A 13,604-nucleotide genomic window follows, 5' to 3' on the forward strand; every position below is an offset into this window, starting at 1 on the left:
GACTTTGCTCTATTTCGAATATCCGTCAAATCTTCCATACGAATCATGCCAACACCGTTGGCAAGTGCATGGTCGATAATTTGACGGCTTATTTTATGATTTTGGTCTTTCATCCAGCGAGACTCTTTATTTTTAGACTTTTTGATTGCAGAAAGCTTTTTCGATTTCCCCAGTTTTTTTCTTTTAGCTGCAAAACGTCTACGTACAAAAGCAACCTGATTTCCTTTGAAAAACCATGATTTTGCGCCAACACTGGCGACAGCTATGTATTTTAATCCCAAATCAATCCCCATTACTTTTGTTTCTTTTCGTTGTTCCACTTCAAAAGTGATTGAAATCGCGATATACCATTTTCCTTTTTTCCTGTATAGCTCGCTGGCCCCCTGTTTGACGGTTCCGTTTAGGATTCTCTCCAACCATGCCTGCTGATAAGGACGGGCTACAACAGGTACACCGATCCGTTTTTCCAGGGTGAGAAAGGAAACCGTATAGAAGTCTCCAACCTTTTCCACCTTGAGGTTCTGATTGTTGAAGCAACACCATAGCTTTTTGAATGATTTCGTGTTTTGGTTTTTCTTTTTTGATTTGACTTCCCGAATCGTCTGGTTCACTACAGCAGACGGAAATTTCCCATAAGAAAACTCTTTGAAAATCTTACTGGTTGCTTTGTTCAACATTGGGTGAAGAAGTAGCCAGTTAGCAAATGCTGTGTTTATTTCCGTCATTCGCTGATACATTTCCTGTTTGGCTTGAGTTGGCTTATGTAGTTCTAACCTTAGTGTGATCTTTGGCATCTATTCCCCCCCTTTTTCTTTGTACTGCTTCACCGTTTCACTGGACACATTTCGATCAGTACTGACAAAGAAGGAACGAGTCCACAGACTTCGCAAATGGTTCAGATGCGAGAATTCCTGGCGAAGTTTTCTGGAAGTCACCCCTTTCAATTTCGCCATCATATCTGATGGAGAATCGGTTGGAAGACAATTCAAGAATAAATGACAGTGGTCGGGCATTACTTCCATTGCCATGATATTCCACTGATTTTCCTTGCAGATTTGCTCTACAATTTCCTTCAATCGTTCTTCTACATTGTTTACCAGTACCTTACGGCGATATCTGGGACAAAAAACAAAATGATAGTTAATCAATGATACAGTCGTTTTTGTTCGTCTATACTCTTGACTCATACTATAACTGTATCAATTTAATATTCAAACTAAAATAAAAAATTAAAAAATGGTTGCTCTAAGCATCCCCATGAAGGGGATACCGAGCAACGCCACCTTTCATCCCACGGCTAAAGCCCTATGCATTACCCATAAATATAGAGTCGCTTAGCGACTTTTATGGTTAACCTATCAATCGAGACAGACCCCCAATGAATCTTGTACTCTGGCTTTATCTGAAAATGAGTGAGAGGACTCTTTATACTGCTATCCATCGAACTTCTTCCCTTCCTTCTGACCCATCTACTCTTTCCACTGCAGTTCGTTGGATTGCTAAATTAGGTGGGTTTCTTGGAAGGAAAAGTGATGGGGTCCCTGGTGCAAGAGTTCTTTGGCGAGGCTTTCAACGGCTTCAAGATTTGACTTTCATGTGGAATATTCTTCATCAATAAAACTCTTATGGGTAATGCATAGGGCTAAAGCTAGTGGGCTTTCAGGCAGCATTCTGTAAAAAATCCCTTGTGCAATATCTGGATCAAGGAATAACACGATTTGCAGATCGGGATGATGATAGCTTTCCATAAGGCCATGTGTATGAATATTGGCATAGCCATTTTCACCGGGAACAAAATGGATATACCAGCTATGTTTGACCATCATCTCTTGTTCCCATGCTCTCAAATCATCGGGATGATTCATATTTGTTCCTCCCATTTTAGACGAATAACAGGAATTCTGCCATGAAACAAAGTGTCCTCGGGAATCCCTCGTGTTTGCAAAGGGATCTGCCTGGTCAGCAATGAATTCCCTTCAATAACCACTTCCAGCTTTTTTAAAATTCCACCCTATCTAACAAGTGAAGCCATTTCCTTTCCTCTTTCCCGTTTTCCCATCAGCTCAACCCATTTTTTGGCCATTTTTACAAAAAAGAGAGCTCTCCAAACGAGAGCTCACAGCTTGTTGACAAAGTTTTCGAAATATGCCGGTTTTCCTTTTCCGTTTCACTCCCGTTGCTTAAAAACGAGCAAGAAGTCGTTCAACTGGAAAAGGAAAACCGGGTTTGTCAACGGCCTGAGAGCTCTCCAAACGAGAGCTCAGCTTGTTGACAAAGTTTCTTTATTGGCACAGGGACTCCTTTTCCGTTGCTCAACTGGAAAAGGAGCCCCTTGTTTTTCAACATTCTTTATAATTCCAAAAACAGGATCCATTTTTATGTAACCATATTTTATATCTTTTTTACATCTTGACTGCTTCTACTTCTTCAGGAACTTCCACCGGCAATTGCACAGAGAAAACCGTTCCCTTTCCTACCTGGCTACGAACAGTTACATTTCCCAAATGGGCATTGACCAAGTGCTTGACAATAGACAGTCCCAAGCCCGTACCCCCTGATTTGCCTTTGCCACGTGTTCTCGCTTTATCCGCTTTATAAAAGCGTTCAAACACAAAAGGCAAATCTTCTTCTGGAATACCTGTTCCGGTATCCTCCACTTCCAGAAAGATATGTTTGCCGCTTTGAAAAGCGCGTACGGTAACGGCTCCGCCTTCTGGTGTATGGCGAATTGCATTGTCAATCAAATTGGTCAGCACTTGCTCAATCTTGTCTTCATCCCAGCGCACGATTGGCAGGTTTTCTGCTACTTCTCCCGTCACTTCCACGCCTCTTTCACGTGCAAGTGCCTGGAATTTCCGCACCACTCGTTGGATAAACTGCGTTACGTCAAGATGGGAAAGGTGCATCTGAATATGCCCCGCTTCCATCCGCGCCAAATCAAGCAACTCTCGCACGAGTCGCCCCATTCGCATGGATTCCTCGTTAATCACTTGTGCAATCTCTTTGATCTCCTCGGGCGACTGAGCAATATCATCGATGAGCGCTTCACTATATCCTTGAAGCATCGCCAGTGGTGTCCTGAGCTCATGCGACACATTGGCGACAAAGTCTTTCCGCATTTTATCCAGGCGGCGCTCTTCTGTCACATCCCGGAACACAGCGACCGCACCACGCAGTTGTCCCCGCGCATATAATGGAGCCATTACGACAGCCCATGTCCGACCTTGCTCGGTAATGTCTCCCACAATCTCTTTTTCTTCTTTGACGACCGTGTCAAAGAACTCCTTCAGTGGAGGAGGCAAGGTCGCTTTGAAAGACAAATTGCCAGGCTCTCGGAAAATGGCTAGCAAACGATCAGCTGGCGGATTGGTCATAATCACTTTTCCTTTGGCATTTAAAGTGATGACACCATCCGTCATGCTTCGCAAAATACTGGTCAATTGTTCTTTTTCATGGGAGAGCATATTGACCAAATCATCCAATTGTCCAGCCATTCGATTAAACGTTAATGTGAGATCCGCAATTTCATCCCGCTCATGCTCACGTACACGAACACGAGCACTGAAATCGCCTCGCGCAATTTTTTCTGCTGCTTTCTTCATCTGGATTAACGGTTGGGTAATCCGTGATGACAAGAAGAAAGCAAAGATGGTCGTCAGGGCAATGGCAATTAATGCCGAGTAGAGAATCCACTTCTTGATGTCTTCCTCAATGGATTCATTGAGCTGTTGATAGAAGACAACCGCTCCTGGCGCTCCATTTTTCAGGGAATAGGGTACAGCTACAAACATGATTTCATGACCTGTTGAATTGATTTTTCCTGTACCTGTAAACTGTTTACCCTGACGAACTTGATTCATGTCCACTAACTGGAGAACATCTTCAGCCTCCTGTGGGGTACTTGGCTTGGAGATCGATGTATCCACTGTCCCATTTGGTCCTACGACAACCATGTACGTATCGAAAATTCTTCCTACTTCCTGTACTTGGTTCAAGTTGACATGTTTTGTTTTTACTTCATTGGCTAATCGTTCCAAGTTATGTTTATGCGTCCGATTATAGGATTTATCTACCTGTTGATTAAGAAACAGGCTTAATGCGATTAGAACTATAGATACAAGTAAGATAATCGTTAACCATAGCTTTCCTACTACACTTCTTAATATCACTCTTTCGGCACCTCTAATTTATAACCGACTCCCCATACGGTCGTAATCATTTGTGCTGCCCGTTTGGAAGCACGATTCAGTTTTTCGCGCAGACGTTTGACATGCGTATCAACCGTACGCAAATCACCGAAGAATTCATAATGCCAAACATCTCTTAACAAGGTTTCCCTTGTGAATACCTTGTCTGGAGATTTGGCAAGGTAATATAATAACTCGTATTCCTTTGGAGTAAGATTAATCACCTTTCCGCCTGCTTTGACCTCATGTGCATCATGGTCAATCTGCAGGTCAGGGAATACAATCACATTATGCGTTTCCATATTGGTAGAGAGATACGCAGTTGCAGAAGCCCGGCGTAAAACTGCCTTCACCCGATGAACCAGCTCACGTGGACTAAATGGTTTGACCACATAGTCATCGGTTCCGGATTCAAAACCTTCAATCCGATTGGCTTCTTCACCACGAGCCGTTAACATAATGATCGGTGTTGCTTTTTTCTTGCGAATCTCTTGACATACATTCAGACCATCCATACCTGGAAGCATGAGATCCAGGAGAATCAGATCATAGTTTTTTTGAAATGCTTTCTCCAACGCTTCTTCGCCGTTTTCGGCTTCATCAATCTTGTAACCCTCTCGCTCCAAATACATCCGGAGCAGTCTCCGAATCCTTACTTCATCATCCACAACCAAAATGACATACTGCCTATCCATGGTTTCACCTCATGTGAACAATCAATCTTTTTCTTTACTTTTTACTCTATTTTATAACTTTTACGCATAAGAATGTAGACCGGAAATTACCAGATTAATTACAATTTGATTGAACATGATGATCACAAACCCACCGACTGCCAACCATGAGGATTTTAAACCATGCCAACCACGCGATAATCTTAGATGTAGATAGGCACTGTAAAACAGCCACGTAATCAGTGCCCAAACTTCTTTGGGATCCCATCCCCAAAAACGTCCCCACGCTTCATGGGCCCAGATCATCGCAAAAATCAATGCTCCCAAGGTGAAAACAGGGAAACCGATCGCAATCGAACGGTAACTGATCTCATCCAGCAATTCTGGATTCCATTTTTTCACCAGCGGATGAAGGATTTCCGATAGACGCTTACGTACCAACAGCCGGATCAGCGCATAAAGAATCAATCCAACAATGATCCCCCACAGTGTGGAATTCAGCTTACTGGCCGCATTTTGTCCTTTCATCCAGGCTGGAGCTTCAAATAATGGTTTCTTCATCCCCAAAAACGAATCCATCTGAATTACTTTTCCACCATGTGGACCCACGATCGGCGGAAGTTCATATTCCTGGACAGTCGGTTGATTATCGACCATATGTGCAAATGAAGCTTGATATCCGAATGAGCTGGATACAAAGCTGCTTAGAGTAAAGCTGATAAACATTAGGACAACTACTAAAGTTAATTCTAAGAATAAGGCATTTTTTCCTTTTTTCTGTGCACCCACTTGATTCACTAAATAGATTAATCCTGCGGCAAAACCAACCGCAAATGCACCGGATCCCAAAGCGGCTACGGTTACATGGATATACAGCCAGTGGCTTTGAAGTGCTGGAATGAGTGGCTGTACATCTCTTGGAAACACAGAGGCATAAGCCAGGAGAATAACGGCCAGTGGCATCACAAATGCCCCTAATACCACTGTACGATAGATGAAAAAGATGATAATAAAAGCAAGTACAATCGTAAAACATAAAAACGCCGTAAATTCAAACATGTTACTGGTAGGGAAGTGACCACTGACAATCATGCGGGTAATGATAAAAGCGATCTGAAATACAACCCCCACAATGGCGAGTCCTACCGCAATATTGCCCCAACGGCGCTCTCTCTGTTTGGGCGCTTCACCTTTTTTACCTGAAATCCCCATTACAAAGGCGACGGATGACAAGAGATAAAGGAAAAAGGTACACAGCAATAAATTTTCCATAAGCCGTTCCATTTTTATTCCCACCTATTCTTGAATCAATTTTAAGTTGATCCCGATTTGCTTGGCGATTTGATCCAGTTCACGGCGTAAAGAAAACCAGCTTTTATTGGTATGGGCTCCCAAATAAAGCACCCCGTCTTGATAACGGACCCAGACGCGGCGGTGATGCCAGTAAAAGCCCATAACCAGACCAATCAAACAAATGATTCCTCCAACAAAAATAATTGGCAGACTCTTATCGACACGAACCATCAAACCCGAGCTTTGAGCCATTTCTAATCCAGCCAGATCAATATCATACTGATTGTTTGGCGTGAGCTGATCTGTGTTTTGTCCAGAAATGACCCACGATTTCTCCCCCTGTTTTTGGCCCTTTTTCTTCACTTCAAAGATAAACGCCGGACGGTTTGGCTCTTGGGACTCCGTAATCGGCCGTCCATCTTCAAGCGCAAAATCCGGATAATATTCCAAAGCCCGAATTTCGAGATCAGCTACCCGATATACCTGATCCGGTTTGATTTCACGCAAGTTTACTGCAAACTGGCCTAGCACTTTTTTTGTTTTCTTTTCTACCACTTTCAGTTTGATCGCTTTCGGTTCAACACGAAAATCCATTTGATAGAGGAGTAAATCTTTGTACTCCAATGGATGATTGACGAGAATCGACTGTTTATGCACGGGTACCAGTTTTCCAGATGGATCTTTTTGATAAAGAACTGCATCCGTTTGGTACTTTTTTGGAACTCCTGCATATTCACCTTGATACGTTTCTAACTTAAACCTTTCATTTTTGACATAGTAAGGCATTTCAGGAACTTTAACCGTATCTCCTTCCCGAATATAAAGAGCCTGATCCAAATACCACCCTGGAACCAGAGAACGGAGGAGAACACCAAACAGGAAAATAATCAGGCCAATATGATTGATGTAAGGGCCCCATCGACTGATTCGCCCTTTTTCGGCGAGAATCGAACCGTCTTCTTCACGGATGTGATAATAACGCTTTTTTAGTGCCTCTATTAACTTTTGCACCTTTTCCTCTTTTTCTTTCTGATCGATCGTTTCTTGATGAGAAATACGCTGGCGCAAAATAAAATCGGTGCTTTTAACCACCGTTTGATTCTTAAGTGCCCGATAAAGCGGAATCACACGATCCAAACTACAGATTACCAGTGACACACCAATCATCGCAATCAGCGTGACAAACCACCAAGAGTTATACATATCCGAAAAACCTAATTGATAGTACCATTCTCCCCAAACTCCATATTTCTCCTTATAAAAAAGTTCAGGGTTACTTGAACCGGTTAAGCGTTCTTGCGGAAAAATCGTGCCAATTCCAGCGGCAACAAGTGTAATGAGAATGAGAATCACAGCCACTTTTACGGAAGAGAAAAAACTCCAGATCTGGTCAATCCAGTTTTTTGTCTGTTTCTGAGAGCGACGCGCTGTTCCCTCATAACGCATCTCGCGCTCAATGGTTTTCTTCTCTTTCATTTCTTCGGTAAGTGGTTTTCCGCAATGCTCGCATAAAATGGTACCAATGGGGTTATTGTGTCCACATTCACATTTCGTATTTTCGATCATCCCATTTCCCCCCAGGCTTAAAACCAAACATTGTGAAATCCTAAACTTCATTATATCGCCATATTCTTCTTCCACCCGACCCGAAAATTTGAAGATTATTTGAACGATCAAGTCACAACCATTCCTAACATCTTTTTCAATCGTTTTAATTCCGCTGCAGTCAGTTCACGGGCTTGCCCTCTTTTTAACCCTTCCAGTGTCAAAAATGCCAAACGTGTACGGATCAGATGAAGCACAGGATGCCCCACTGCCTCACACATCCGTCGCACTTGACGGTTTCTGCCTTCATGGATAATCATTTCCAAACGTGTTGACGTTTCATCACTGGCAAGTACCCGGACTTTGGCTGGAGCGGTCAAGCCATCTTCCAGTCTGACACCTCGTCGAAGCAATTGCAGTGCTTCCCTGGATGGCTTTCCCTTGACAGTAACTTCATAACATTTATCTATTTCATATCTTGGATGAGCCAATCTGTTGGCCAATTCTCCATCATTGGTCAAGAGGAGCAACCCTTCGGTATCATAATCTAGGCGTCCTACCGGATATACCCGTTCAGGAATATGGCGAAAATAATCTGCCACCACTTTTCGTCCCTGTGGATCAGACATACTTGTAATCACCCGTAATGGCTTATAAAAAAGAAATGTTCGCTTCTTCTCCAGCGTGATGCGTTTTCCTTTCACTTCGATCACATCGAGAAGTGGATCCACTTTTACTCCCAAAGTTTTGACCACTTGCCCGTTTACTCGAACATGTCCATTTAAAATCAACGCTTCACTTTGTCTTCGCGAGGCTATTCCTGCCTGGGCCATTACTTTCTGCAAGCGCTCCATCTTGTTCACCCCTTAGTCATCTTATCCATTTCAAGAGTTCTTCACAAGTACAACATATAATAATAGAAGATTTCAGTTCTCACCGTTCGTTGCCAAAGATTCCGTTGTATGCTGGTATTCCTTTTTCATTTCACTCCCGCTCTATAAAAACGAGCAAGAAGCCGTTCAACTGAAAAAGGAAAACCAGGTTTATAAATGGCCCTCATGTTGCTGAACAAACCATCAGAAAGATGAAAACGGATAGCATCACAAACAGTTTGGTACAATAATATTCATTCTAGTTTGTACTGCGATTGATCCAAACAACTCATCCCTTCTCACTAAACGAAAAGAGCCGGCTCCTATCGAAGGATTTCCGGCATCTTTCTTTACGTTAACATCTTTTGATCAGAAAAGCTATTATATAACGCTAAAAATATAAAAATCGGCGGAAATGTTGTTTCATTTTTTATTCCACCTCTTTTTCAAAACAGACAAAAGGCAAATCTCTGCTTGGCAATCGAATTTCTCCCCTTTCTTCAAAGCCAAAACCCTGATATAGATTTAAAGCTACAGGATTCCGGCTGTATGCATCCAGTCGCAAACTGCCATATCCGTTTTTCCTGGCGTACTCCTCTGCAAAGTTTAACAGCTTTTTGGATAGCCCTCTTCCTTGAAAATCGGGATGCACGGCTAACCGATGTATATAGAGGGGATTTTCATCGGTTATCTTCCACGCAACCTGATTGTATTCAGGCTTTTTTTCCTCAGTCAGAACCAGGACAGCAACAAAGCGATCCCCTTTTTTGATTCCAAACAAATGTCCTTTTTTCAAATCCTCTTGAATGAGTTCGTCGTTGAGATAATCTGTATCCCATTGATCATTTCCATTTTTCTGCAAAACTTCAACCACCGTATGATACAGATCCAAAATGGAATCCAGATCCTCCTTATTTGCCTGGACAACTTCCAACAAAATCACCTCATTTGATACCGTTCAATTCAAGATTATCTTTTGCATGTCGTCCGTATAAAAAACGTGAGAGTAATAAATTTATAATTTTCTGTATATTATACAAGGATAATTTGATCGATTTCTCAGGTTCATTTTCGTAGAAGCCTGTTCTAAAATTAAGACATAACATTCTAATGGATAAAAATAAAACAAAAGCATGCCATTCTCAGCTTATTGACAAAGATTCCGTTATATGCCGGTTTTCCTTTTCCGTTTCACTCCAGTTGCTTAAAAACGAGCAAGAAGTCGTTCAACTGGAAAAGGAAAACCGGGTTTGTCAACAGCCTCTTCCATTCTTTCATTTAGTGTATATAAGGAGGAACCATATGGTACCCAAAAAGCGTGGAATTCTTCGCATGTCCAAAGAGGGGAATCTAGCAGAATTGCAAGTTTTTCTGCAATCGAACCCCGAACTCGTGAAAACTTCGTTTGTCAACGGCAATACCCTGATTCATTATGCAGGCAATCGAGAAATCGCAACGTTATTGATTGAATTAGGAGCAGACTTAGATTGCACAAATGACTTTGAAGAAACACCTCTTATTACAGCTATTTGGGATGAACGAATCGACGTAGTAGAATTTCTGCTCGAACAAGGAGTCGATGTCAATCATCAAGACCGCGATGGCAACTCGGCTCTTCATGTCGCTGCGGCTCTGGGAAGTGAAAAACTGGTGCAATTGCTCTTATCTGCAGGGGCAGATGTCAACCTGGAAAATGAATATGAGGAAACTCCTTTGTTCGAGGCAGTAAAAAATGGGCACATTTCGATCATCTCCTTGTTGCTCAAATACGGGGGAACTCCCAACAAGTTGAATCATGTTCTTGATGCTCCCTTACATATCTCGGTTGAAGCGTACAATGAGAAAGCAATCGAATGTTTACTCAAACACGGTACAGATCCCAATATCCTGGGCGATTGTAAGAGAACGCCTTTACATATTGCTACAGAAGCTGGAAACAAAAAAATCATCTCGCTACTCCTTGAACACGGCGCAATCCCTGCGATTTCGGACTCTCACGGTCAATTGCCACAACATGTGACCGAATCAGAAGAAGTTTTCCAATTCCTTTTTGTACAGGCTAGCGCTAATATAAATCCAGAAATTTCTTTACCTACTTTCCATGAACGATTTGAGGAATATGAGCAATACTACGAGCTCTATGCAAATGCATTCCTTCGCCCGATCTATCGCCTCCATCCCAGATATAACGAAATGGTTACCCCACTCCCTGGTGGATCGCTCGGAAAAATCGTCTTTGCTCCAGAACCCAAAGTGAGCCAGTCAATCTGGTTAGGACAAAACAGGTTTTATGATCTTGCCATCTCACCAGACGGAACAAAAATGGCGATCACCGCTTCGCAGATCTGGGACGTAGAAATTCGCAATTATGAAGACTTCTCACTGATCGAGCGTCTCCGACTTCCGGAGAAACATGTCCATAAACAAAAACTCTATTGCGTCGCCTTCTCACCTGATGGAGAATATTTGGCTATTGGTCCCTATCTCTATCATTTTGCCAGCCAAACTTGGGTTCCCGCTTGCGAGAGATTTCGATTAGAGCCTCTTCAACCATCCCTCTGTACTGTCTTACCAAATGCAAAACAAATCTTCTATTCGTACTGTCACAGTTCTCATGTGAACCTGGTTTCGTACAATTGGAAAAACCGATCCTATTTGGAACAAACAATAGAAAATAGCTGGACCAAAAAAAGAACAATTGTAGATTTTGCTTCTTCTGAGGATGGAAACGCCTTAGCCTTCTTTGAAGCAACGATTGGTTTCCAACCGTTATACTGCTATGTAGAACTTTATTTGCCAAAAGAAAACAAAATCCATTGGCGGATAAAGATTGATAAATCGACTCCAAACTTGCCGAATTCTCTGATCGAGCAAGACTTCCAGCGATATTATGCAGGAAAAGTGTTAATCGTTGACGATACCGTAGTGGCTACTCTCCCTTATGGAAACCTAGTGTTCTGCGATCGACAAACCGGTGAAATTCAAGGCTTCCGAACTTTAAACACGAACACGATCCTTGCCATAGGCAAGACCGATTCGTCAAGAGAAATTCGCATCGCCACCGATCGCGAAATCATTACCATGGAACTTCCACGTTGATAGGAGGAGAAGACATTGCGATATCAAGAAAATGATATTTTCTCCGTATGTACCTTTGGCAATGAGGAAGCGTTGCGACGTATTTTACAAGAGCATCCCGATGCAGCACATTGGCGAGATATTGAGGGCAACACTCCGCTCCATTATGCAAAGAACGATACGATTGCTCAAATCTTGCTTGAAGCCGGCGCAGATCCGGAAGCGAAAAATCACAAGGGATCGCCGCCCACCGATACCGCATGCAAGAAGTTGAGATATGATGTTGTGAAGGTACTGGTGGAAAAGGGAGTCACATTGCGAAAAAAGTATTTCAATCATCTTAACGCATTTAGTATAGAAAATTATGTCAATCAATACTTAAAAACAATAGAAAATCGGAAACTGCATGAAGCACAAACATTGGAGGAAGTAAAAGAGGTTCTTGCTAATGGGGAAGAGATCAATGGAAGAGCAGACTGGGGAAAAACGCCTCTCATGTTCCATTGTATACATCAACGGCAAGAGATCGCCCAATATCTGATCGAACAGGGAGCAGAATTGGATGCACAGGATGAAGATGGGTTTACTTCATTGCATTACACTGTTTCCAAAAAAGCAAAGCCAATTGCCGAAATCCTGCTCAAAGCGGGAGCTAATCCCAACTTGCAAAATGAAAAAGGGGAAACGCCGCTTCATCTGGCTGTTTCCGTCAGAGACAAGGAGCTTGTCGATCTGTTGCTCGCTTTTGGTGCCGATCTGCGCATTCGCAGTAAAACGGGTCAACTCCCGATGCATGGTTTTTTCTTTTCTTATCTGAAAGAAAAAACAGAACAACTGCCCAATCCATATCCACCCGCTCCCAATGCCAAGCCGTATCACTTTGTAGCTCATCCGACCCAACCTCTGCTCGTCTCTGCCATGGAGGGTGGACTGTTGGTGAAATGGTCTTATGACCCTGATCACCCACAAAAAGAGGAATTTTTGTGGGCACTGAAACACGGATTGCTGGACAAAGTGGATTTCGAATCGTTTTTAAAACCAGAACTGCAAATCCAAACGGACCAATACCGACACAAACTCTCGCCTTCTTGGGAGGAGGACTCGTTTCTTGTCCAAGCTCCACACCTCAACTGTATCGAACGGCGAAGCTTTGACACACTCGAAGTTTTGGAACGAATTCCCGGATCGTTTTCCACCATCGTTACACCAAATGGAAGATGGATGCTTGATGAAATACGAATCGTTGACTTAGACACGAAAGAAACTCGTCAACTGGCCGAGATCGCTGAGAATGAATCGGTATCTCCTAATGGGAAATTGTTCTTTTCCACTGAATACGATCAAGGCGGAGCAAGTCTGGTGATCGCTCCCAACCTCTTTGTTAGCGAAAAGGTACCAATCCACTACTGGCTTGGAGAAGGCTCTACTCATGAATTTATCGATTGTACTTCGGATGGCGCATTTAGCTCAGATGAAAAATGGGTAGCCGTCTGGGGAACAGCGTTAAACTATCTCTATGAACGTCCAGAAGGTTGGCTCGGTGATGTGATCGTTCTTTCCACACAAAAAAAGCGGATCAAATGGCGGGTACCAATTGCAGCAGAAATCACAGAAGATCCACGTAGCATGTTTGAACAAGGATATCCGGGTGGCATTCTTCGTCCAGTCCTTTTTGCCGGGGATGAGGTAGTCGTCAATTGTCCCGACGGATTGCTCGTCTTCCTCGATGCGGAAACCGGCGAACTGACGAGAAAAATCTTCTTTGAGGAAAATGAAATTAAAAGAATGTTGATCGATCATACTGGGAAAAACCTAATCGTGCTTACCAGTATACGGGAATATAAAATTCCAATATAGAGAACATTTGGCATATCACCACAGATTGCCCATCTGGTTCTCTCATCAGATGGGTAATTTTACTTCATTCTAGAAGCCACTTAAAAAGGATCGTTTAA

General features: G+C 42.8%; 12 protein-coding genes. 3 read left to right on the forward strand and 9 right to left on the reverse strand.

Translation table 11 applies throughout. From position 1 onward, the window contains the following. Window positions 1–794 (reverse strand): transposase (locus tag BMZ78_RS15285; RefSeq protein WP_093231284.1); only part of this gene is annotated, 794 nt, incomplete at its 3' end. Further along, window positions 795–1,187, reverse strand: a complete 393-nt coding sequence (gene tnpA / locus BMZ78_RS15290) for an IS200/IS605 family transposase (RefSeq protein WP_093231285.1) — start codon at window positions 1,185–1,187, stop codon at window positions 795–797. It lies immediately after the preceding gene. Window positions 1,188–1,408: 221 nt separating this feature from the next. Between tnpA and BMZ78_RS19410 the strand changes: the two genes are divergently transcribed. Continuing rightward, window positions 1,409–1,618, forward strand: coding sequence for an IS4 family transposase (locus BMZ78_RS19410; RefSeq protein ID WP_281244587.1), 210 nt, complete (start codon window positions 1,409–1,411; stop codon window positions 1,616–1,618). Here the strand turns inward: BMZ78_RS19410 and BMZ78_RS15300 are convergent. The 7 genes from BMZ78_RS15300 to BMZ78_RS15335 form a co-directional block, all read right to left on the reverse strand. Then, window positions 1,593–1,865, reverse strand: coding sequence for a hypothetical protein (locus BMZ78_RS15300; protein ID WP_093231287.1), 273 nt, complete (start codon window positions 1,863–1,865; stop codon window positions 1,593–1,595). The two genes, BMZ78_RS19410 and BMZ78_RS15300, sit on opposite strands and share 26 nt — an antisense overlap. Before the next feature lie 537 nt (window positions 1,866–2,402). Continuing rightward, window positions 2,403–4,169 carry an ATP-binding protein gene (locus tag BMZ78_RS15310; RefSeq protein ID WP_093231289.1) on the reverse strand — a complete coding sequence of 589 codons (1,767 nt, stop codon included), beginning with the start codon at window positions 4,167–4,169 and terminating at the stop codon, window positions 2,403–2,405. Continuing rightward, entirely contained in the window at window positions 4,166–4,882 is a 717-nt protein-coding gene (locus BMZ78_RS15315) for a response regulator transcription factor (RefSeq protein ID WP_093231290.1), read from the reverse strand. Before BMZ78_RS15315 ends, BMZ78_RS15310 begins: the two co-directional genes overlap by 4 nt. Window positions 4,883–4,942: 60 nt before the next feature. Continuing rightward, window positions 4,943–6,151, reverse strand: a complete 1,209-nt coding sequence (gene ccsB, locus BMZ78_RS15320; RefSeq protein WP_093231334.1) for a c-type cytochrome biogenesis protein CcsB — start codon at window positions 6,149–6,151, stop codon at window positions 4,943–4,945. Window positions 6,152–6,157: 6 nt separating this feature from the next. Next, complete coding sequence (gene resB, locus BMZ78_RS15325; RefSeq protein ID WP_175482516.1) at window positions 6,158–7,720, reverse strand: cytochrome c biogenesis protein ResB; 1,563 nt, start codon at window positions 7,718–7,720, stop codon at window positions 6,158–6,160. Window positions 7,721–7,827: 107 nt separating this feature from the next. Next, window positions 7,828–8,553, reverse strand: a complete 726-nt coding sequence (locus BMZ78_RS15330) for a pseudouridine synthase (RefSeq protein ID WP_093231292.1) — start codon at window positions 8,551–8,553, stop codon at window positions 7,828–7,830. A gap of 448 nt (window positions 8,554–9,001) precedes the next feature. Next, window positions 9,002–9,505: a GNAT family N-acetyltransferase gene (locus tag BMZ78_RS15335; RefSeq protein ID WP_175482517.1), complete on the reverse strand. Its 504-nt coding sequence runs from the start codon at window positions 9,503–9,505 to the stop codon at window positions 9,002–9,004. Between the two features lie 368 nt (window positions 9,506–9,873). On the opposite strand from BMZ78_RS15335, the gene BMZ78_RS15340 reads away from it, so the two are divergent. Further along, the gene (locus BMZ78_RS15340; RefSeq protein ID WP_175482518.1) at window positions 9,874–11,670 is read left to right on the forward strand and encodes an ankyrin repeat domain-containing protein; all 1,797 of its coding nucleotides are present in this window, start codon (window positions 9,874–9,876) and stop codon (window positions 11,668–11,670) included. 15 nt (window positions 11,671–11,685) lie between these two features. Further along, a complete protein-coding gene (locus BMZ78_RS15345) occupies window positions 11,686–13,506 on the forward strand; it encodes an ankyrin repeat domain-containing protein (RefSeq protein ID WP_093231295.1) in 1,821 nt (606 codons plus the stop codon). Window positions 13,507–13,604 lie beyond the last annotated feature (98 nt).

Origin of the sequence: Thermoflavimicrobium dichotomicum (genome assembly GCF_900114055.1) — a bacterium.
GTDB classification, from domain to species: Bacteria; Bacillota; Bacilli; order Thermoactinomycetales; family Thermoactinomycetaceae; genus Thermoflavimicrobium; species Thermoflavimicrobium dichotomicum.

Bases quoted from the DNA above. Each gene is read 5' to 3' on its own strand.
- tnpA (WP_093231285.1), bottom strand. From the start codon at position 1,187: ATGAGTCAAGAGTATAGACGAACAAAAACGACTGTATCATTGATTAAC.
- BMZ78_RS19410 (WP_281244587.1), top strand. From the start codon at position 1,409: ATGAGTGAGAGGACTCTTTATACTGCTATCCATCGAACTTCTTCCCTT.
- BMZ78_RS15300 (WP_093231287.1), bottom strand. From the start codon at position 1,865: ATGAATCATCCCGATGATTTGAGAGCATGGGAACAAGAGATGATGGTC.
- BMZ78_RS15315 (WP_093231290.1), bottom strand. From the start codon at position 4,882: ATGGATAGGCAGTATGTCATTTTGGTTGTGGATGATGAAGTAAGGATT.
- resB (WP_175482516.1), bottom strand. From the start codon at position 7,720: ATGATCGAAAATACGAAATGTGAATGTGGACACAATAACCCCATTGGT.
- BMZ78_RS15330 (WP_093231292.1), bottom strand. From the start codon at position 8,553: ATGGAGCGCTTGCAGAAAGTAATGGCCCAGGCAGGAATAGCCTCGCGA.
- BMZ78_RS15340 (WP_175482518.1), top strand. From the start codon at position 9,874: ATGGTACCCAAAAAGCGTGGAATTCTTCGCATGTCCAAAGAGGGGAAT.